We start from the raw sequence: 19654 nt of genomic DNA on the forward strand, positions 1-19654 counted from the left end.
GAGCTGGTAGGCCGCCGCACGATTCGGTCGCTTGCGGATGCCCCAGACCTGAACGTCGTAGGTCAGCACGCTTCCTGCACCTCGCAGGAGTCGAACCAGGCGTCGAGGTCGGCCCGGCGTATGCGGATCTGACCGTTGGGGAGCTTCAGGTGCTTGGGGGCCTGGCCCCGGGCACGCATGCGGTAGAAGGCGGCACGGGACACCCCGATCTCAGCCAGCGCTTCCCCCAGCTTCAGTGTCCGCCTGTCGGCCTTGGTCGGAGTGGTCACAGCCAGGGGTCTCCTTCGGACTTGAGGCCTTGGGCGTGGGTGATGTCGTGGCGGACCTGGGCGGCGAGGAGTTCTTCGCCGGGGCGGTAGCCGCTGGCGAGGTAGGTCCACGAGGAGGCGGTGACGAGGCTGGTCTCGTTGGTGGGAAGGCCGGCGCGAGCCCGTGCGGCTTCGGCCTGGGCGAGGCGCCAGGCGCGGCGTACGTCGCGGAGTGCGCCGAGGGTGGTGGAGTAGGCGCGGGACTTGCTGGAGAAGTGGCCGCGGAAGCCGAGCATGTGGGCCCACTTCCAGAGCTTGAGTTCGGCGAACTCCGGCAGGTTCCCGAGGTCCCAAGCGGTGCGGATCATCTGCCGTACGTGCCGTTGCACTGGCAGGGCCTTAATGGGTTCGGCCTGCCCGGTGCCTTCGCAGTCTTCGCACATGTCGCAGAAGCCGTCGGGACCTCGTACGTAGCCGCGTCCCTGGCAAGGACGGCACATGAGGGTGCGGTCTACGGTGCCCGCGCCTTCCGCGTTCTTGGTGGCGTACTTGGCGACGTATCCGGCGACCTTGGCGTCGATGAGTTCGCCGTCGCCCAGGGCGGAGATCTGGTCGATCTTGAACCGGTCGCCCCACTTGATCACGCGCTCACCGATGGCGTCGGACTCGACGGTGAGTCGGGCCCGCTCGGCCGCTAGGCCCACGGCGACCTGGAGGGCGTCGAAGGTGGCCCAGGGCGGGGGCGAGGTGGTGTGGCCGTCGGGTCCGTCGAAGCGGATCACGGCGTGGAAGTGGACCAGGCCGCGCTTCTGGTACTCGGCGACTTTGGCGAAGGAGACGCGGAGAGCGGCGTTCAGTGCCTTCTGCGTCATGCCGAGGTGCTCGGCCAGGGCGCGGCGCAGGTAGGTGGTGAAGCGCCCCCACAGCTGCCCGGCGTGGGCGTTCCAGAGCACGGCCCCGGTGTAGTCGTATGTGGCCGGGTCCAGCGGGGTGCCCAAGGCGGGGTCGTCCTCGGTGTGATGGCTGCCGCAGCCGCAGGGGCGGGTCTTGCCCGTGCTGTCGGTCTTGCGGTTGTGGACGGGACCGAAGGACGGGGCAGTGAGGGTGACGAAGGCGCGAGGGTGGTCGCGGACGGTTTCAGCGACGTTCTTGCCGCCGGACAGTCCGGCCTTGATCAGGTGGTAGGTGTCGGCGGCGTAGACGCGGGAGCAGGCGGGGCAGCGGGAGGCACGGCGGTTGCCGCAGGTGGTCAGGAGGCGCCCGGAGGGCTCGTCTTCGGAGCGGTAGGAGCGGACTACTTCCTTGGTCGCCGAGTCGGTGGTGATCGTCCAGCCGTGGAGGTTGACGGGGCTTGTACAGCCGCGCAGGTTGCGAACCTGTTCGGTGACGCGGTTGAAGTCGTTGGTGTTGGCCAGCTCGATCAGGTCCCGCAGGCCAGGGCTGACGACGTGCCGCAGGTCGAGGGGGCGGCGCATGAGTGGCGGGGTGTCCTTTCTGGCGTCAAGGTGGGCCCGCGGGCAGCAGCGATTCAGTGCCATCGGGCTGCTGCCCGCAGGCATGGCGGGGCGCCCAGGGGAGGGGCGGGGATCGTGGAGCCGGAGAGGCCGGCGGAGGGTGCTGCCCTACAGGGCGGCGTGCAGGGCAGTGGCCATGGGCAGGCCGATGCCGAGTCGCGTCTTCAGCTGGGACGGAGTGATCGTTTCTCCGTGCTCGGCGTGATGGGACGCGGCGATGGAGCGCGCTTCGGTCAGCAGCGGCTCAGGCACCTTGGGTGCAGGCGGGGCGGGAACCGGGGCGGTGCGTGGAGTCACCGAGGTCGGGACGAGGCCCGGAGCGACGGGCGGAACCAGGTCGGCGGGCGGTGTGGCAGCCGGGGCCTCAGCGGCGGCCGTTACGGGCTCTGCTTCGGACACCGTCGCTTTGGAGGACGAGTCAGCGGAGCGCGAGACGGTGTGGAAGGCGCGCAGGAGCTGCGGGCCGACCGTGCCCCACCCGAGCAAGAGCAGAGGAGCCACGGCGTCCACGGCAGCCCGGCCGTAGTGTCCGGCGGCGATGGGCTCGGCGACGTTCAGGCCCAGCGTCAGCAGCCCAGAGAAGTGCATCAGCCGGGTGGCGGCCGTCATCTGTTCGGCGGGCAGACCGCGCAAGGACAGGTAGCGCAGGGCAACCAGCAGGCCGACCACGGAAAGGTCCACCATCGGGGCGATGAGCGGTGCGATCGGTGCGGGGATGCCCAAGCGAAGGGCGAGAGACCAGACGTTGCCGAAGGAGAAGACGAACGCGAGCACCGCAATGATGATCATCACGGCGGTGATGGTGCGCTGAGTGATCCGGTCCTCTGTCAAGGAATTCACCTCCCTTCAGTGCTGTGCGACGGGGCGGGGCGAGGGTCATGCGGCGTCGGCGGCGGGCTTCTCCAGGTCGACTTCCTTGTCCCACATGCGCGGACCCAGGAGGGCTTCCAGGAGCGCGGAGGGGTCGGCGGTCAGGTGGGCGGTGCTGTCGGCGATGCGGGCTGCGTCGGCGTCGGAGACGTACGGGGTGCGGATGCGGGTGAAGCCGGGTTGGGACTGGTGGTTCATCGAGGCGACGCCGACATAGGTCGGGTCCTGGAGGTTGACCGGGTTGGCATCGGGCCACTCCCGGATCTCCTCGCCCAGAGCGGCGACAGCGGCCTCAGCGGTCTTCTGGGCGAAGCTCAGGCCCACGGGGCACACGTCACGGATGAAGGTCGGGATCGCATCGCCGGTGGACTTCTGAGTGGCGAGGATGACGAGCATCCCCACCGAACGGCCCTTCTTCACCAGGTCCTCGACGAGCCGGGCGTTCTCCGCAGCGAGAGCGGCGAGCTTCTTGGTCTTCGGGTCGCTGCCCTTGTGGTCGCGGAAGTACGTGTGTGCTTCGTCGATAACCAGCACGACCAGCGGCCAGTTCTCCGACGGGCCCTCATCCCATATGGACTTCACGCCGAGCGCCTTGCGTACCCAGGCCGACCGGAGGCGCCGCAGTTCCACCAGGTCCCGGAACAGCTTGTTGGCCTCTTCCAGGTCGTCCCCGACGAAGGCGAACATGCGCTGTACCCAGTCGGCATAGTCACCTTCGTGTGCGGCGGACACCTTGCCGTCCGCGCAGGCGAATTGCACGCAGGGGGAAGGCGCCCAGTCCGAGAGAAGCCGGTTGATCAGGCTCGTCTTGCCGAAGCCTGGGAGGCCGGCCACGGTCACTCCGGGCACCTGTGTGAGGTCTACCGAGACCGGCTGTGCGTACTCGTCCAGGCCCAAGTCCCACTGGGCCGTCTCGTCCGGCATGTCCCCCGTGGGCCGGTGCTCAGTGGGGAGCTTTAGCGGATCGAGTCGCACGCCTCGGATGACGACCTGCCCGGGCTTGTCCTGCGTGATCGCGACCCGCGTGCACCTCCAGGCGTCGGCCAGATGCGGGGCCGCCTTCTGGAACTGCGCCAGGCCCACGCCGGGTAGGCAACTCGCCCGCGCAATCACGCCGTATGCGTCGTGAGTGACCTTGAGAGCCGGGATGAGGACGCGAGGCTTGATCGGCTTGCCGTCGGTGTTCGCCAGCGACGCGAGTGCAGTCGGAGTTTTGTCCGTGGCCGCCAGCTTGAGCATCGGCGCGAGCCGCTTCCAGCCCCACCGCACCCGAACGGCTTGCCGGATGGACTGCCGGGTCATGGCGTCGGCGTGCAGGTAGCGGACTATCCACCACACCGCCCAACCGACGATGAGCACCAGCGTCATGTCGACCACCAGGGAGCCGTAAGACAAGGTCCCTTCTGTCGGGCTGTTCGGACTGTTCATTTGCTGCGCTCCAGAGGGTTGAACAGGAAGGCCGCGAGGGCCGATTCGAGGGCGGCCCGGTCGGCCGAGGCGTCGAGGCGGGGATAGCCGTAGCCGACGAGCACGCCCGCCACCGAGGTCACGAGGGATTCGGTGAACCGGGCATCCGGCCCGGCGTGAGGCAACGGGTAGTTGCGCTCAGCGCCGGACCGGGGAGCCGCGCCGCTCACGCCGCTTCAGCAGCCGGGGCCATCAGGTCCAGCCGGTCCGCGCGGTAGGCGATGCCGTCCGAGAGCGAGCCGTTGAAGATTCGCGCCCACGGGGTGGCGAACAGCTCCACCGGCATGACCGGGACACCGGGCTTGAGACCGTCAGGGAGACCGGTCTCCGGGACGGTGATCTTCAGAGCCTCGGCGCGGCCCTCCTCCATGAAGAAGAGGGTGATCGTGTAGAGCTTCGCGCCGGTCTCACGGTCGGTGGCGAACTGCGTCTTCTCCTGGTCCGCGTACTTCGGCACCGGCAGGGTTCCGACCATGAACGACGAGGTGGGGAGCAGGCCAACACGGATGCGTGCCATGGGAGTTGCTTCCTTTCGGTTGCGCTCAGCCAGGCGGCGGGGCGTGATCACCATTGAACATAGCTGACCTAGCACTATCAAGTGTGTGTGGTGAGCTAGGTGTCAACTGACATAGGCCACCTATGTCAGTGGGGTGTGCTAGGGGTGCTAAGGATCGCTACTCTTGGGCCATGAGCCCCGCGCCAGAGAGCAAGCAAGACCGTCGGCCGCCGTATCAGCACGCTGCCGACGAGCTTCGGCGCGACATCTTGCAGGGACGGATCAAGCCGGGCGAGCAGATGCCGTCCATTCGCGAGCTACAGGAACGCTTCGGCGTGGCCAACATGACCGCGAGGGGCGCGCTCAACGTGCTGCGCGACGAAGGCTTGATCTACACGATCCACGGGCGAGGCAGCTTCGTAGCTGACCATGACGCCGCCGGCGAGTTGTCGGCGGGCTACACCCCGCCAGCCTGGTACCTCGCCAACAGGGACAAGACGTCCCCTCAGGCTGAGCAGATGGAGGGAAGCCCCGACGGTTCCGAAGTCACCGGGGCCACCCTCACTGAGATGCTCACTGCTCTACGTGACGAGCTCCGTTCCCTCAGCGCTGATCATCAGGAACTGCGGCGTGAGGTCGAGGAGCTGAAGTCTCAGCAATCGAAGTCGCAGTCCTGAGCTGAGCTACTTCCTCACGCAGCGCTCTGGTCTCCTTGCTGAGGCGACCGACCATGGCCCGCATCTCTTGGATCAGCGCGGCCACTTGATCCGCGTCTTCGACGTGAATGCTGTTCAACCCCATCTCGTAGTCCGCCATGTGCTCGGCCATGTCTCCCGCTTGCCGCCGTGCCGTCGATGCGTTTCGCGCTGCCGCGCTGCCTCCCAGCCGCTGAGCGCCTCCACGACGTTGAGCGGCTCCTTCGCTGCTCCGCCATCGCCCTGCCCTGCGGAGCTGTTCAGAGTTTCTTTACTGGATCAAGGCGGCCCGCCTGCGGCGGGCCGCGCGCGCTGGCGGCCCGGGGCCGCCGCCGCTCCTTGTCTCCGCCACCGCTCCGGCGGCCCCCCGCCGCTCAGCGCGCACAACCGCCAGGGCGGACAACCAGACCAGGGAGCAACCCGCCCGCCGCCGAGCACCAGGACCAGGTCGGGACGAACCAGGCGTGACCGCGCCACTGGACCGCCCACAGTTCCGATCCGCACGGCCGGTGGAGTCGCAGGGCACTTCGGCAACGCTCATGCAAGATCGAGGACTCGGCCGTGACGTACGGAAGAAGCGTGGCTGAGGCCGGTGAGTGGTTGCTGGAAGCACACGTGGCGGGTGCTCGTTCGTCTCGCCCGCCGTCATGGCTGACTTTCGGTGGCTCAGGTCAAGCCCCTTCCTCGTTGGACAACATGAAGCCGAGGGCCCGCACCCGCATCCGAGCACGCCAACTGCCCCGGCTACCATCGGCACCGGGGTCCTGATCAGGGCTTCCGCGACCGGACCACCCGGAATGCTGTCCAGGCTGAGGGGTGGTCCGGTCTTTCGTTGTTGGTCTTCGTTGTGCGAGCGCCGCCGGGCGAACCGGATCTAGAGGCGGCTCAGGGCCTTACCCACCTCGTAGATGGTCGGCCGGTCTTCGGGAGCATGGCTGAGCATCGCCTCGATCAACTCGCCCAGCTCACCGGAAGCCTTGACGGGGCGACGTCTGCCGTCGGCCACGGCCTTTCTCTGGACGGGGCGTGGAGCGTCGTCCGGGTACTCGATAGCCCGCCAACCAGTGGCCGAGATGAGCAGCGAGGCGCCGAGGGCGTAGACGTCGGCTTCCGGCGTGGGCTCGGCTTCCCCAGTGGCGAGCACGCTGCGCGCGATCTCCGGTGCCTCGTAGTGGACGAGGCAGCCGCGGAACGGGAAGTCGTAACCCTCTGGGACGTGCCCGCCTCGGGCTAGAGCCAGGTCGATGAGGTGCGTCCGCTCCGACCCGACGATGAAGTGGGCGGGTTGTACGTCGCCGTGGGCCCAGCCCTTGGCGTGCAGTTCGGCGAGGGCCTCGACACAACCCAGCGCCATACGGGCGTCCGGTGCGATGGACGGGTCTTTCCTACGGCAGGGCTCCCACAGCTGGTGCAGGTCCGGCCCTTCATGCCACGGCTGGAAGTTCCACGTCCCGCGCTCCCATTCTCCGTACGCGAAGTCGTCGAATCCGAGACGATGCAGCACGGCACCCTCGCGTGCGGGCGCGAGGGCGGTCCAGGGCTGGGCGGGCCAGTCGGCCGTAGCCTCGATCGGATAGCCGACCTTGACGGCGTAGTGGCCTCGATGGCTCTGCACCTCCCAGACCATGGAGCCCCGGCGGTTCAGGACCAGGCGCTGAGACGTGGGCATCAGGGCGTCGAGGACCACGATCGGCAGTTCAGAGGGTGAGCCGGACAACGTCTCTTCTCCTTCCGGGCGAACGCGGCCGACCACGAGTCGAGGCCGGCCGCGCCGCTGGTCTCTTGTGCTACGCCTGGCCGTACGGGCGGCCGCAGTCGGAGTCGCACTGGGCAAGGTTCGTGCCGTTCACGGTCCACAGGGCATCGAAGACCATGAAGCCCGCCGTCTTCATGGCGCGTGCCGAAGCGGCGACCTGCTTCGGGTCGCGGGCCCCGCCACCGGGCTTCGGGTTGTGGTGCAGGAAGCGGCCCGCGTACCGCTCGCACAGCTCGGCGTACTCCTTCGTGTGCAGGATGAGCGCGTGGAGACCCAGGTCCACGTCATCTGACGGAACCATGGGGACGATCGCGGTGGCTGCGGTGACCACGAAGGCGACCGCCTGGTCCGCGATCCGCTCGGCACGCTCGGGTGACTGCCCGCTGTGGACGACCACGAAGTGGGCGAGGCTCTGGAACAGTTCCTCGCCAGCCACCGCGCGGCCGGTCCTCTGGTCGTTCGCCGTTGCCGTCATGCGAGTACTCCTTCTGGATAGTGGAGCGTGGCACTTACGGGTGTGGAAGGCCGCCCCGGACGGGGGTGAGGGAACCGGGAATGAGCACCCGTCCGGGGCGGCCGGTCTACTGGCCGACAGCGAGAGCCATTCCGATCACCAGGCCGCATGACCCGCTGATCATGACGATGAAGAGGACTCCCGCGTATCGGCCGATGGCACGCATCACAGGCCGTCCCTGCTGTTGCCGTTCTTGATGGCCAGGCGGGCGCTCAGTTCCTCCCGAGCACTCGGCTGCACCACCTTGTCCGGCATGGCATCCCACTCCCGGCCGCCTCCGACCGGCCGTATCTGCACTCGGCCGCCGAGCTCACCCATGACGACGCCGATACGTCCCCTGACGGTGTCCTTCGCCAGTTCACCGATGCCTGGTCTGGTCTGCTGGTTGCTCGCCATGCAAGGGAGCATCGCGATCGGAGGGCCGCCGCCAAAAGGTCAGGCTGATTACCCAACTTGGGTAACATCGCCGGAAGTAGAGAACCAGCGACGTTGCGTAGCCCTCGCAGTTTGGGAGCTTGCCGATGCCCGACCCGGACCGGCCGCAGGAACTGCCGGCCAGGCTGCTCACCGATCCCGAGATGATCGATGCGTGTCGGGTCCGGGACTTCGCCAGAGTCTTCCGGCTGGTGAAGGTCAGGGCGGGGATCTACCCGTCGATGATCGCCCGACGTTGTGATCTGACGCCCAGCCGCGTGGGCGAAGTCATCGCAGGCCGCAGGCACTTGCTGCACATGGATGTCATCGAACGAATCTCGGACGGTTTGCGCATCCCGGGAGGCATGCTCGGGCTTGCCCGCCGAGCGTGGGAGACGCCTCAGGCCCTGGCGGTCGACGAGCGCGAGACACCCCAGGGACCGGAGCCGGAGCAGCAGGCCCCCGCGTCTCTGCCAGGTCCCGACGTGGACGGCATCTTGGCCCTGGCCACGCAAACCAGTCTGAACAAAGCCACGCTTGAGGCCTTCCGCTCTTCCATTGAGGACTACTGGCGACGAGACGACCAGCACGGCGGCGAGGCACTGCGGCCCGCCATTGTCGGCCAGCTCCGTCATGTCGTTGGGCTCTTGAAGGAGAGCCGACCACCGTCCATCCAGAATGGTCTGTACGGCATCGCGGCCGAGCTGGCACGCCTCACGGGCTGGACCTACTTCGACGCCCGCCAGTACAACCAGGCCCGCGCCTACTTCACCGAGGCCCTGCAACTGGCCAAGGAGATCGACGACCGGCAGTTCATGGCCAACGTCCTCGCCTGCATGAGCTTGCAGGCGACCTACCAGGACAAGCCCGCGGACTCGTTGGCACTCGTGACCGCAGCCCAGGATCAGGCTCGCTCAGCACTCGGCAGCACGCCGCGCGTGATGTCGATGCTGGCCATGCGGGAAGCATTCGCCCACGCCACCCTCGGCAATCGAGATGACACGCACCGGGCCATCGGGGAAGCGCACAGCCAATTCGAGCAGGTCGGGGCGAGCGATCCGGACCCCTCGTGGGTGACCTACTTCGACGAGCCGAAGCTCATCGTGGACACGGGCATCGCCCATGGCCGTCTGGGCGAAGCGGCGACCGCCGAACCCTTGATCGCCGATGCTCTGCGGCGGGAGCACCACACCAACCAGCGAGGCCGCGCGTTCCACTCGTTCTGGCTGGCTCGTACGCAGCTGGACCAGGGCAAGCTTGACGAGGCGTGCCACACCGCCACGCAAGCCCTTGAGCCCGCGTCGGCGGTGGCTTCAGAGCGAGTGTCTGGGCATCTCAGGGAGTTCTACGAACAGTTGGCCCCACACAGGCAGGAGCCCGTAGCCCTGGCTTTCGAGGCACGGCTACGGGAACTCCTCCCGCCAGTCAGCGGAGCGCCTCGTCCATGAGTAGATAGAGCAGACCGACGAGCGACCCACTGCTCACGACCTCGCGGCGGTCTATCATCCCGCGCACCTCTGAGAGAGGGATCCACTCGATGCGGTCGGACTCGTTCTTCTCCGTCGGCGGCCCGGCGTAGGTGGCGCCGTCGATGCGGAACACGTGGTGCTGCGAGTCGGTGATGCCGTTCGCCGGCTCGGCATAGATCAGGGGCTTGATGGGGCCGGGACGCCATCCGGTCTCTTCCAGGACTTCGCGGGCCGCCGCTTCCTCCGGGGTCTCGCCGTCCTCGACCAGGCCCATGGGCAGCTCCCAGGCCCATGAGTCCGTGATGAAGCGGTGCCGCCACATCATCAGGACCTCTTGGCGCTCGTTGACCACGGTGGCAACGGCCAAGTGCCGCAGACGAACGACGTGGTACTCCCACCTGCGTCCGTCTGGTTGCTGGACGTCGACCAGACACAGATTCACCCAAGGGTTGGTGTAGACCTGTCGCTCACCGTGGGTCTTCCACTCCATACCTGCGGCCCCTCTCGATCGGTCTCCAGGATCGCAGACCGGTCCGGGGCCGGGTGCATGTTCCCCTCGTTTGCGTCATCTTGACGAGATGGGCTGCGATGGCCCCGCCCTCCCGCTGAAGGACGAGCGTCAGGCGAACTCCCCCAAGAGCGGTGGCAGGTGGAGCTCACGGAGAACTCTGCTTGGGAAGCTCGGGTTCTACGACGTCGCTAGGCTTATTGACCTGCTGCGGAGCGGCGTTATGGCCTGTGGTTGCGCTGGGCGAGGCGAGGTGACTGCTGTTCCCCGTGGTGCCCTGCAGTATCCGGCACGGGTATTGCACGAAGACGTGTGGCGTTCAACGAGCGGGCCGCGGTTCTGAGGTTGCTCTGCCACCCCGGGATTGTCGGCGACCCAAAAACGACACCCCCAAGCGGCAATGATGCGGCAGATCACCACGTCACCAAATGAGATCCTCTTATGCTAGGCATGCTCGGGTTTCGCGAACGGCCCTTACGAAATTCTTTTCGTAGAGCTCTTCGTAATCGTTGAGGACCTGGCATAGCAATGGGTCCTTGAAGGCCTGGTAAATCGTCTGGCTCCACGCTACCCACGATTCGCAATCGCCGGTGTCCTCGGAGGAATTCCGGGTAATGAGTTGACCATCACCTGGGGCACATTTTAGGAGTCCGGGAAGGGTTGAGTACATATAGCTGAAGTAATCAAGGAACCAGACGAGTGCAGAGTAGTACTGCTCTCGCTCTAGAGGCTCCTTGATGTCGTCGAAGCTGTCGAAACCTTGCACCATGAGCCAGTTCAGGTGCTTGTTCTCGTCGGAGCTGCGGAACTCATCCCACCGGAGCAGTTGCTCATACAGCCCATCCAGCCTTGCGGCTGCAACCTGATTGGCAGCCTCTTTCGTTTGTTGGCGAGTAGCGTCAGTCTGCCAATAGACGAAGATGAGGGTGATTAGCGTCGCAAGAACCAACATAACGCTACCACCAATTTCTACGACCCTGATGGTTGCGTGATGCCGCTGAACAAAGTCATGGAAAGGGCGACTACGGGGTGCCGGGCTCGCCTGGGAAGGCTCGTCGTTTTCTCCCATGATCACCACCGCTCGCTGACAGTAAGGGGTGGGATGCTCAATCCCTCACGCTACTCGCACCTAGGGGTCTTGCAACTCAGGGGTGCCGCCTAGGGATTTTGGACGGGCGGGTCTCACTGCATCTGGTCGGGAAGGTCGCCGTTGTTGAATTGGTGAATACTCGGGCCCCCTCGTACGTGGCTGGTCCAGGCGCTTGGAGCCAGCCGACCGGCCCAGTCGACCTAGGGCAGCTGACGGGGTGGCGAGGGCGGACCCAACGTGCACTAGGAATTCTCGCACCCGGTAGTCCGGGTGGCGGCCAAGCCTCCAGAGCCGGGAAAAGCTCCGATTGTCAACACGTTGGATCGGGGCTGTGTTATCAGGTCGGTCAGCCGATGCACGCCCTAGACGGCCCGTGCGGTCCCATGCAGGAGTAACACAGTCTAATTCTACTGCCACGAAGCTTCCCATTCACTCGGCCCGCTTTCTGAGGGGGCGGAACGCACGTCCACCAAGCCGATATTTCTACGACACGAGTCTTCCGCAAACTCCAACAGATCGAAATGACTACCCCATCTGGCAGGGTAGGCGTCATTGTCACGCGGGACTGATAGTTCAACCCCAGTGAGGATAATTGGAAGAAGAGGGTATAGCCTATTTCCTCTACGGGCAGTTGCTATCTCTTGGCATATATCCCTGAGATCGGCAACCTCTGACTCGGTGAGCTTTTCACGCAACGTCGCTGCCAAGATCAAGCATTCGAAACCCTGTGAACGCATAAATTCCTGCACCCGAACGAGGTTGCTTAGGTCGTTGCGGTCAATTGAGTCACGATAGCTTTTCACTTCGCCAATTATGAGAATCGGCTTTTCGTCCCAATCTGCCATCGTCATGATGTCGATCTCACATTTCCATTTCCCTTGTTCGACTACGAGGCCAAAGGCGTAGGGCAGGCCGCCCTTTCCTGAGTTTAGGGTATCGGTCATAATTGATAGAACGCCGGCTACTGGCATTATCTCGGCGATCCTGTCCGCAGATATATTCCCCGTCAGCTTGTAAGCCCAGTCATTTCTTCCGCCTGGCGCCAAGCCGAGAGCGAGGCCCAGCGGGAACCGCTCAGTGCAGATCTCGCATTCCATGTCGTATGCCAGATCTCCAGGGCGAAGGAGGTATTTCATGGCGCAGTGGGGGCACCGTATCTCCAGGAAGGGTTGGAGAAGTTTCCGATTAAGGAGGTAGTAGACAACGTTTTTTGGGTAGTCGGCGGCATTGAAGGTAAGCTTCCCTGGCCACTCTCCCTTGTAGTTCGTGGCTGATTGAATAAGCGCAGGCAGGGGTCGTCCGTGTGTAGATTTCGCTGCCTCATCTAGGACCCGGCGAATCGCGGGCTGGTTCCCTGGGTAATTCTGTGGTCCTCCCAGCATCTCAATGATTCGCGATACTAGCTTTCCACCTTCTGAATGTTTACTCTTCCATGCGGTACCCTCGAATATCTTCTGAAGCAGAGGCAGTGAATGCACTACCCCAATCTCCACCTGGTGTGAATCGGATGAGGTTGCAATGGCGCGACCGTCATGTGTGATTCTCTCGAAGTTGCCAGGGAAGTTCCTCATAGTGTCTACGACATTGGAGTAAGCGCGCATATAAGGAACTGCAGCGACGACGCCTGGGGGGAAATTATGTTCACTGTAGATCGTAACTTGCGCAGCTACGATACCGGCCCGTCCTTTTGTGGCATATGTAGAGGGCGGCCCGGGTGGCAAGGGAATAGAGAAGATGCCATCTGACGGCGCGACCTGTGAAGAGAAAGTGCGATTGAAGGGCGTAGACAGGGCGTTGCTTCCCATCCATCCTCCGTATAGAAGGTCCCCTTCGGCGTGGAAGCGATAGTGCTGCAAGACTTGCTGAAGGCTCTCAGGAGGCTCGTGCATATTCCAGAGGGAAAGTATGCTCCCCTCCTTGCTGCCGTCGCCCGACTGCCATTTGGGAACTGACGGAGCCATTCGGCCTATCCAGCTTTCGAACGGCCTCGTCAGCCTGGAGGATTCACCATTGACCCATGGGAATACTTCGGCTCCTGAGGCGCGAAGGTTCCAGAAAGTGATTAGATCCGATGGGTTGCCTGGATCCATACTCATAATTCCGACGCGATCATCCACGCCGCGATATGTAATTCCTAGCGCAGTGGTTGAAATCGGTGTGTGAAAGTTAACGACTCCGGACGGGATCGGCTCTGATGCCGTTAGGCGGGCAATGCTTGCCCTGTTGCGAAATATGGTCGAGAGCGTCTCACTCGACCCATATTCTCCGAACCATGCAGCGAAGATGGAAGCAAGAGGATCGTCGGGTTCCCATTCGGGTAGAGAGAAGGGGCCGGAATCTCCTTCGCTTATTGCCCATTCTGGGCTGACTGGCGCGGAGGGGATTGAGCTCACAGGGATATCGAACGGCCCTTGCTCTCCGAGTCTGCGCCAGAAAAAGCCAGGCTCCCGCGAAAGTGCAATGGAGCCCGGGTCTCTATCCAGTGGCCAAATCGCGTCCACGTTCAACGCGTCAGCAATTTTGAGAGAGCGTTCACTGTTTTGGGCGTCCAGGAAGAGGAAGTGTATTCCTCCCCAGCACTTTGTTGCGCCCTGAATGGCGGCTTGTATATTTGCGAGACTCGGGGAAAACGCGATCCCGATCCTGACAGGACGGATCTCGCTTACGCCTTCGACTCTCGACGCTGCTTTCGCCATTCCGTGCTCCTTATGGTCAGGAGCGTTCAGCTTATCGCTGGTATGCAGGGTCGTGTCGGCTACGAGGTCGATGGAGCGGGTTTGGCCGGTGGCCTGCACGGTCCGGGGTCGAGCGTGATCAAGGGGCCGTAAGCTAGTTGGCAACTCGGGCAGGTTTCGGACCTGGCCCGAGTTGTGCACGAGTGGCTCCCTGGTCTTGCTCGACGCGGGACCCGGACCGGGGAGGTGGCTAAAGCCCCGCGCGGCACGGGCGCCGACCGGGTTGGAGCCCGGGCAGAGATTGGAGCGCAGGCCCGGCCGGGCCGGGTCGCGCGCGGTGAGCGGAACGAGCCGCCTGGAATCAGCAAAGGTCGTAACTCAGGGGCGCACACGGAGGTGGTGGACCTCGTGTGGACCACGGGCCCCGCACTCCGCGTGAGGCCGGAGGGCCGAAGTAACACCGCACCAGGTGGGACGGTGCCGACGCCGGTTCCCCGAGCAGCCGAAGGGAACGGTCTTGAAAACCGTCGTGGCAGCGATGTCACCGTGGGTTCAAATCCCACCGCCTCCGCGTTGAGAGCAGTGAGAACGGCCCCTGACCCGGGTGGTTGGTCGGGGGCCGTTTTCGTGTCCGGGGGACCGTGGCTGCCCGGTGTTCCCCGTGGGTTCCCGCTCGGCTGTCGCAGCGGTGATCGTTCCCACCGTGACAGGTGGGTGAAGTCCTACCTCCACCACTCACCCCGTCGGGCCCTCGTCTGGGGACGTTTCGGCCCGCGGCGGAACCTGCGCCACGGATCCTGGATACTCTGGCCGGGCTACGGCCAGACATCGTGTGCCTGCAGGAGACATGGTCAACGCACGACACCGGTCAGGCCGACGATCTGGCCGCGCAGCTCGGTATGCAGGCGGTCTTCAGCAGAAGTCGCATGCCGGAGCCGACACCGGCCCCCGACGCCGTGGAGCTCGGCCTCGCGATCCTTGGCCGCTGGCCCATCCTGGAGTACCGACGGGAAGGATCCCGCTCTCAACGGTCCACTGCCCGTCATCCTCGCCGCCGACCTCACTCGCGCCCTGGCACACCCGAATTCCGGGCCCTGACCGGTGTTTTAGTCGACACCTGGGCCGCCGCTCGTCCCGGACAGACGGTCCCACAGCTCAGGTCTGCTGACGGTCGGCTGCGGTTGCGGTGGTCGCTGTGGGTCCTGGTGGGCTTGGAGCCTTTGATGAAACGCCGCCGAGAGGCGGACTGGTGGGTCCGCGCACAGCGTCCAAGACCATCTGTCCCCGCCTGTCGACAAATTTTGTGAACAACTCTTGCGAGTAACCGAAAATGATGGCCCAGGCAATGATTTGCGCTGAGCTGTCAAGTGCGCTCAGCCCTGGAACGAAGCCGCCACGCATGAGAAGCAGCCCGAGGATTGCCGTGAGAGCACCGGCTGGCAATTTCAACGCTGCCAGGGCCACTGGGATTTGATACGCCGTTGATGTGCCTCGGATCTTTCGCAATGCAGATGCTGCTGCAAGACCTGCGGCTACCAGCCCCACAGTCGCGACAATGAAGTAGTCACCCCACGAGGCCACCGCCCCAAAATTGTCATCCAGCTCAGTAGTGAATGGTGTGTCATCAGTTCCCGCAGGACACACAACTATGTAATCCACCGGCGAGCCGCGGCCAGATACACCCATAGGGCGCGGCGGGTTGAAGCACAACGGTACCGCCTTGGACCAGAATGCAGTGAGGAAGACGACAGCCAGCACGAGGATGAAGAGAAAGCCCGCCACCCACCAGACAATGTGCACGAAACTACCGGCCCGCAGCTTTTCACGCAGTTCCGCGGCGTAAGCGACCTCCACTGCGTTGATGAGCTTGGCCAGAGCCTCTTGAGAGTCAGGTCGCCCCGTGGCCAACGCATCTGGGCGGAGCTCCTCGATGGCGACTCTACGGGGGTCGTCCGGCTCAAGGTGCTCTCTTACAACAGCCTGCAAGCCATCAAAGTACGGAGCGATCTCACGAGGTGCCTGGGCGTTCGACAAGAAGGACCGCAGCCAGAGCAATTTGGCTGCATTCACATGAATTTGCGCGGAAGTCGCATGGGATCCGAGGGGTGCGCGACGATGGTCAGCGAAGTTGATGATTCTCCCCGCCGCATCAAGTTCCTCAGTCGCAGCATCAAGCATTCTGCGGTCCGTGGGGGAATCCGTCGATTCCTGCCTGGCCTCTATAAGGGCTCTGTACTTGCGAATGTTCGCCCGAATGTCTTCGTTGAGTTCCCAAGTGCGGCGCTCTCCCCACCACTCACGAATGCGTCGCCCATACCCATAGACCGGCCTGTCCTCACTCATGAGCTTGAGTATCGACTGTGATTTCGGTCTTCGCGACTTTATCTCCTCCGAACGGCTTACTGCAGCTCTTTTACGTCGGACGCCTAAAGCCGTGGAGCAGCTGACCGTAGCTTGACCCGGCTCTGTCCCGTCGTCGATCGAAATTCCCTCGCCGGCCCTGCTCGCCGTGTCTAGCCTGCTCCGTATGCCCGACAACCCCACGCAAGCGAAACGCGACGACAGGCCCGAGGCGTCCCGGCGGGTGCGGTTGAGCCGGACGTTCGACGAGGACGCGGAGCTGTACGACCGGGCCAGGCCCGGATATCCGGCGGAGCTGTACGACGACCTCGCGGAACTCGCGGGTGTGGGCCCCGGCTGCCGCTTGCTGGAGGTGGGCTGCGGGACCGGCCAGGCGACGGTTCCGCTGGCCGGACGGGGCTGCCGGATCACGGCCGTCGAGGCGGGACCGCACATGGCCGCGGTCGCGCGGTGCAATCTGGCCGGGGCCACGGCGGTGGAGGTGGTGACGGCGGAGTTCGAGAGCTGGCCGCTGCCGGAGGAGCCGTTCGACGCGGTCGTCTCGGCAACGGCGTTCCACTGGATCGACCCGGCGGTGCGGATGGCCAAGGCCGCCGACGCGCTGCGTCCGGGCGGGGCGCTCGCCGTGGTGCGCACCCAGCATGTGAGGGGCGGGACCGAGGAGTTCTTCGTCGAGGTCCAGCGCTGCTACGAGCGCTTCGATCCGGAGACCCCACCCGGTCTGCGGCTTCCCGCGGCCGCCGGCGTCGACGGCTCGGACCATGCGGAGGAGGTGGCGCGAAGCGGTCGGTTCGGACCCACGGTCTTCCGTCGCCACGAGCGGGATCTGACCTACACCACGGCGGAGTATCTGGAGCTGTTGCGGACCTACTCCGGTCATCGAGCTCTGCCGGACGCGGCCAGGAGCGGACTGCTGGGGTCCATCGCGGACCTGATCGATGGGCGGTACGGCGGCCAGGTGACCAAGCGTTATCTCATCGAGGTGGGAGTCTCATACAAGCAGTGATGCCGCGCAAAGGCGCCGTCCTCTCCGTCGGCGTGGGGTGAGGACGGCGCCTTTGCGCGGACAGCCGGGCCACCGCACAGGGCGCTGGTGCTTTCAGCTGTCGGAGCTGAGGCCGGTACTGCGGTTGCCGCGTCCGGAGACGAACTTCAGCGAGGAGTACTTGTCGTCGTACCAGTCGCTTTCCTGGTTGCTCGTCGTTCGAGGATTTCCGGGCGTGCGAGAATTACTTTCTGTATTCCCTGGACCGCTCACGAAAACCGGTATTCCAGTGGCCGGTGGAAGTGTGGGCGAGGAGAGCCGGGGAGTGAAAATAAATCACACAAATAACGGTGTTCCGCACCGTCGCGCCCCCTCACCCGGCCCTCGTCACCTCCACGGAGAGGTCGTTGTCGACCGTGTAGTAGGGGCGCAGGACGGCGTCGGCGATCGTGGTCGTCGGGTAGACGTACACCGCCTTGCGGTCCGCCACGTCGTCGAGGAGGCGGGCGAGGCGGATGAGCGGTGCGTCCGGGGCGGGCTGGACGAAGGCGTCCCATACGCCGCTTCCGGTGGCCGTCTCGGCGGCCAGATCCGCGTAGTCGACCGTGAAGGAGAAGCTTCGGCCGTCCTCTCCGGCCCGTGGCGCAAGGGTGCGTACCGTGCCGTTGCCGCCCCGCAGGCGCAGGCGTACGGCGGCTCCCTCGCGGAGCGATGTGCCGTGCAGGCGGGCGCCGACCGTCATCGACCGGTCCGTGACGTCGATGCCGGCGGCCTCCGCGTGGGCGGGGCGCAGCCAGGCCCGTATCGCGAGGTATCCGTCCTTGGTGACGTAGGGGATCCGGACGGCCAGCGGCGTGGGCCGGTCACGGAGGTGCCCGGCGACGAGGGCCCGGAGGTCGCGCGGGCCCGGGCGGAGACGCCGGCGTTCGGATGCCGCGCCGCCGAGCAGGTACACGTCCCAGCGGCCCTCCTGGAGCACCGGTTGCCCGTCCAGGACCGCACGTCGGCGGCCGTCCCCGGTGGGCTCCAGGTCGAGGACGTGCAGGGTCTTCTCCGGCTGTCCCTTCTTCGGGCGCAGCCGCAGCAGCACCTGCCGGCCTTCCTGCTCTTCATCGGCCGGCATCGGCAGGTCGAAGGTGATCCGTCCCTCCGCGTCGACCATGCAGCCGACGCGTGGCTGCGTACCGTGTTCCGTGCTCACCTCTGCCCCTTCCGCACCATGCGCAGCGCGCCGCTGGCCGCGGAGTACGCGGCGTCGCGGGCGGCGAAGCCCTGGCTGATCAGGACGCGGCCCACGCCCGTGCGCCCGCGGGCGACCGGACGCCCCTCTCTTCTCGCCGAGACCGCCTCCGCGAACAGGCGTTCGGCCTGCTCGACCACCGGCCCGGGAGCGAACCGCCGCGCGTTCTCCAGGGCCGCACGGCCCGTACGGCGGCGCAGTTCGTCGTCGCGGACCAGTTCCAGCAGGGCGGCTCCCAGCGCGTCACGGTCCCCGACCGGCACCAGCCGGCCGTCGACCCCGTCCTGGATGATCTCCCCGGGGCCGTAGGGGCAGTCGGTGCTCACCACCGGCAGACCGCAGCGCATCGCCTCGACGATCGTCATGCCGAACGGCTCGAAGTTGGAGGCGGCCGCGCCGATCGAGCCCTTGACCCACTCCGCCTCCATGGGGGCCGCCGCGCCCATGAGGAAGACGTTGTTCCACAGGCGGAGGTCCGTTATGAGCTGCCGCAGCCGATCGTGCTGCTCACCCTTGCCGTAGATGCGCAGCTGCCAGTCCGGGTGTTCGGCGGCGACCATGGCGAAGGCCTCGATGAGCAGGTCGTAACGTTTCACCGGGACCAGCCGGCCGGCCGCGACGATCACCTTCGCGGTGCCGTCCGCGGCGGGGAGCGCGGGATCCGGCACGCTGTTCGGGAGCGCCTCCACCCGGACCCCGGGCAGCCTCATCTTGCGCCGGTAGGCGGCGGCGTCCGCCTCGGTCACCGTGGTCAGCGCGTCGAGCCGGCGGTAGGCCCGGCGCAGCGCGGTGCGCAGGCGCGGCGGATGGTTGTCCAGCGTGAGGTGCTCCTGCCCTATGCGGACGACGTGCGGCGGTGCCTGCAACGCGAGGTGCACGTTGAGCCCGGGCCGGGTGCCGATCACCACATCGGCGTCGGTGCCGGCGAGGCACTCGCCGATCCGCTGGTCGGTCAGTTCGCTGTACTGGCCGTACCGGTACTCGGCGCGGGGAAACACCTTCGCCGGTCTGAGATGCGAGGCATGCTCCTTCTCCTTCCTGAGGTCCACCAGCGGCCGTAAGGACACCCTCGGGTCCAGGGTGAAGTTCGGGTGCTCCCGGTGCCGCAGCACGGAGACGATCTCCACGTCGTGCCGCTCGGCCAGCGCCTGGGCCAGGTTGAACGTCGTGGTGATCGTGCCTCCGATCCCGTACGCGTTGTGGAGCAGGAAAGAGATCTTCATGGCGGAGTAGACGTCCGTGAATCTCGCTCAGTTGTGGCTTGTTACCACTTCGTAGTGCTCATCGGCGCCGCCGGCCGGGAGCGACGCCGCGGCGGACGCCGGGTGTAGAAGAGGTAAAGGCCGCAACCT

The 19654-nt window shown here is 65.4% G+C and carries 18 protein-coding genes and 1 pseudogene; 4 read left to right on the top strand and 15 right to left on the bottom strand.

Features of this window, described 5'->3' with window-relative positions; translation table 11 throughout:
• Nucleotides 1-62: 62 nt before the first annotated feature.
• The 6 genes from NW895_RS30905 to NW895_RS30930 all read right to left on the bottom strand — a co-directional run bounded on the left by NW895_RS30905 (nt 63) and on the right by NW895_RS30930 (nt 4616).
• Complete coding sequence (locus NW895_RS30905; protein ID WP_289939731.1) at nt 63-269, bottom strand: helix-turn-helix domain-containing protein; 207 nt, start codon at nt 267-269, stop codon at nt 63-65.
• Nucleotides 266-1723, bottom strand: a complete 1458-nt coding sequence (locus tag NW895_RS30910; protein WP_289939732.1) for a replication initiator — start codon at nt 1721-1723, stop codon at nt 266-268. Before NW895_RS30910 ends, NW895_RS30905 begins: the two co-directional genes overlap by 4 nt.
• A 147-nt stretch (nt 1724-1870) precedes the next feature.
• Complete coding sequence (locus tag NW895_RS30915; protein ID WP_289939733.1) at nt 1871-2593, bottom strand: DUF2637 domain-containing protein; 723 nt, start codon at nt 2591-2593, stop codon at nt 1871-1873.
• Between the two features lie 45 nt (nt 2594-2638).
• Nucleotides 2639-4000, bottom strand: coding sequence for an FtsK/SpoIIIE domain-containing protein (locus NW895_RS30920; RefSeq protein ID WP_289939918.1), 1362 nt, complete (start codon nt 3998-4000; stop codon nt 2639-2641).
• A gap of 56 nt (nt 4001-4056) precedes the next feature.
• On the bottom strand, nt 4057-4182 hold the full coding sequence (locus tag NW895_RS30925; protein ID WP_289939734.1) for a hypothetical protein: 126 nt from the start codon (nt 4180-4182) through the stop codon (nt 4057-4059).
• Nucleotides 4183-4265: 83 nt separating this feature from the next.
• Nucleotides 4266-4616 (bottom strand): hypothetical protein, encoded by a 351-nt coding sequence (locus NW895_RS30930; RefSeq protein ID WP_031104037.1) that lies wholly within the window; start codon nt 4614-4616, stop codon nt 4266-4268.
• Nucleotides 4617-4786: 170 nt separating this feature from the next.
• Here NW895_RS30930 and NW895_RS30935 point away from each other — a divergent pair, with 170 nt between their 5' ends.
• Nucleotides 4787-5272 carry a GntR family transcriptional regulator gene (locus NW895_RS30935; RefSeq protein WP_289939735.1) on the top strand — a complete coding sequence of 162 codons (486 nt, stop codon included), beginning with the start codon at nt 4787-4789 and terminating at the stop codon, nt 5270-5272.
• Nucleotides 5273-6164: 892 nt separating this feature from the next.
• Here NW895_RS30935 and NW895_RS30940 read toward each other — a convergent pair.
• The 3 genes from NW895_RS30940 to NW895_RS30950 all read right to left on the bottom strand — a co-directional run bounded on the left by NW895_RS30940 (nt 6165) and on the right by NW895_RS30950 (nt 7968).
• A complete protein-coding gene (locus tag NW895_RS30940; protein WP_289939736.1) occupies nt 6165-7007 on the bottom strand; it encodes a protein kinase in 843 nt (280 codons plus the stop codon).
• A gap of 70 nt (nt 7008-7077) precedes the next feature.
• The gene (locus tag NW895_RS30945) at nt 7078-7521 is read right to left on the bottom strand and encodes a hypothetical protein (protein WP_289939744.1); all 444 of its coding nucleotides are present in this window, start codon (nt 7519-7521) and stop codon (nt 7078-7080) included.
• A 204-nt stretch (nt 7522-7725) separates the two neighbouring features.
• Nucleotides 7726-7968 (bottom strand): hypothetical protein, encoded by a 243-nt coding sequence (locus NW895_RS30950; RefSeq protein WP_289939746.1) that lies wholly within the window; start codon nt 7966-7968, stop codon nt 7726-7728.
• A gap of 113 nt (nt 7969-8081) precedes the next feature.
• Between NW895_RS30950 and NW895_RS30955 the strand changes: the two genes are divergently transcribed.
• Nucleotides 8082-9422 (top strand): hypothetical protein, encoded by a 1341-nt coding sequence (locus NW895_RS30955; protein ID WP_289939748.1) that lies wholly within the window; start codon nt 8082-8084, stop codon nt 9420-9422.
• On the opposite strand, the gene NW895_RS30960 is transcribed toward NW895_RS30955, so the two are convergent.
• The 3 genes from NW895_RS30960 to NW895_RS30970 form a co-directional block, all read right to left on the bottom strand.
• The gene (locus NW895_RS30960; RefSeq protein WP_289939749.1) at nt 9400-9933 is read right to left on the bottom strand and encodes an NUDIX hydrolase; all 534 of its coding nucleotides are present in this window, start codon (nt 9931-9933) and stop codon (nt 9400-9402) included. The two genes, NW895_RS30955 and NW895_RS30960, sit on opposite strands and share 23 nt — an antisense overlap.
• A 457-nt stretch (nt 9934-10390) precedes the next feature.
• A complete protein-coding gene (locus NW895_RS30965; RefSeq protein WP_289939751.1) occupies nt 10391-11020 on the bottom strand; it encodes a hypothetical protein in 630 nt (209 codons plus the stop codon).
• A gap of 428 nt (nt 11021-11448) precedes the next feature.
• Nucleotides 11449-13737: a hypothetical protein gene (locus tag NW895_RS30970; RefSeq protein WP_289939753.1), complete on the bottom strand. Its 2289-nt coding sequence runs from the start codon at nt 13735-13737 to the stop codon at nt 11449-11451.
• A 689-nt stretch (nt 13738-14426) separates the two neighbouring features.
• On the opposite strand from NW895_RS30970, the pseudogene NW895_RS41305 reads away from it, so the two are divergent.
• Nucleotides 14427-14840, top strand: a pseudogene (locus NW895_RS41305) (hypothetical protein); the annotation flags it as partial.
• A 31-nt stretch (nt 14841-14871) separates the two neighbouring features.
• Here the strand turns inward: NW895_RS41305 and NW895_RS30975 are convergent.
• Complete coding sequence (locus NW895_RS30975) at nt 14872-16059, bottom strand: hypothetical protein (protein ID WP_289939755.1); 1188 nt, start codon at nt 16057-16059, stop codon at nt 14872-14874.
• Nucleotides 16060-16243: 184 nt separating this feature from the next.
• On the opposite strand from NW895_RS30975, the gene NW895_RS30980 reads away from it, so the two are divergent.
• Nucleotides 16244-17083, top strand: coding sequence for a class I SAM-dependent methyltransferase (locus NW895_RS30980; RefSeq protein ID WP_289939757.1), 840 nt, complete (start codon nt 16244-16246; stop codon nt 17081-17083).
• A 352-nt stretch (nt 17084-17435) separates the two neighbouring features.
• Here the strand turns inward: NW895_RS30980 and NW895_RS30985 are convergent, their stop codons facing one another.
• Complete coding sequence (locus NW895_RS30985; protein ID WP_289939758.1) at nt 17436-18263, bottom strand: hypothetical protein; 828 nt, start codon at nt 18261-18263, stop codon at nt 17436-17438.
• On the bottom strand, nt 18260-19525 hold the full coding sequence (locus tag NW895_RS30990) for a glycosyltransferase family 4 protein (protein ID WP_289939759.1): 1266 nt from the start codon (nt 19523-19525) through the stop codon (nt 18260-18262). Before NW895_RS30990 ends, NW895_RS30985 begins: the two co-directional genes overlap by 4 nt.
• Between the last annotated feature and the right edge of the window lie 129 nt (nt 19526-19654).

Origin of the sequence: Streptomyces sp. S.PNR 29, assembly GCF_030386795.1 — a bacterium.
Classification (GTDB): domain Bacteria; phylum Actinomycetota; class Actinomycetes; order Streptomycetales; family Streptomycetaceae; genus Streptomyces.